The organism is Spirosoma jeollabukense, from assembly GCF_054777855.1.
On sequence record NZ_BAAHAD010000065.1, the window covers coordinates 1 to 1,035 of the forward strand.

1 protein-coding gene is annotated in these 1,035 nt (G+C 46.1%); it reads left to right on the forward strand.

The window, feature by feature from the left end; translation table 11 throughout:
- Positions 1 to 480: 480 nt before the first annotated feature.
- On the forward strand, positions 481 to 1,035 hold a 555-nt coding region (locus ACYVEA_RS34530), incomplete at its 3' end, for a response regulator (protein WP_461117908.1).

Below are 1,035 nucleotides of genomic sequence, written 5' to 3' on the forward strand. Positions count from 1 at the left end.
CTGGGCCAATATGGCTGGCGAGGCGGATAGCAGCGCTACAAACGTAGCGGCCGCTGACAGAGCTTTGGTTAATAGACTTGGCTTCATGATTAACTTCTGGTTTTAAATAGGACTTGAAATGATTGACTTATTGTGATTTTTTGAAAAAAGGAAGCAAGCTATGATTACCAAGACGTGTCGTAAAACACGATTGATCAGACACCAGATGCGGACTATTCCTTGAATGGGCTACACTAGTTGCCAGTCTGCGGTTAGGGCAAAACCTGTTGTTACTTCCTGCCTCAAACCTAAAAACTATTCCCCAATTTTGAGGTAGAATGTTGACTATCAAGAATATAGAATATTTAGTACCCTATAGGATATAATTGCTCGACATTGTATGTAGAATTAGTTCACTTAATAGTGTGCTAAATAGTCTGTTATACTTAAACCAAGAGAACTAGTAGTTTTGCCCGCGCTACCTTAACCCTCCTCTATCTCATGACCATCCTAGCGGCTGATGATCATCCACTCATACGCATGAGCTTCGAGTGGTCTATCCCAGATTTGATCCCACAGGCTAGACTCATACAATGTGCCTCCTTTGAGGAGGTGTTGACTACCCTGGAGCAACAGCCCATTGACCTCATTATTCTCGACATCGACATGCCTGATACCCAGAATAGCCAGATGATGACCTTGATTCGGGCCAAGCAGCCCCAGGTACTGATCCTGATCTATTCGGGCTTGGATGAGTTGGTGTTTGCCCTGCCCTATATCAAAGCGGGGGCGGATGGCTACCTGGCCAAGAGCGCTCCGCAGGCGGACTTGAAAACGGCCATCACGGCGTTGTTAAACAAAGGCAAATATGTCAGCCCGTCCGTTCAACAATTGGTGCTCAATAATCTGGGGAAAAAGGACCAGAGCTGGGGAGAAAACCCCTTGCAAAGCTTATCGCCCAATGAACAGAAGGTGCTTAATTTGATGGCTGAGGGGAAATGGACCAAGGACATTGCGGACATCCTCAAACTCAAAGCAACCACGGTGAGTACCTAT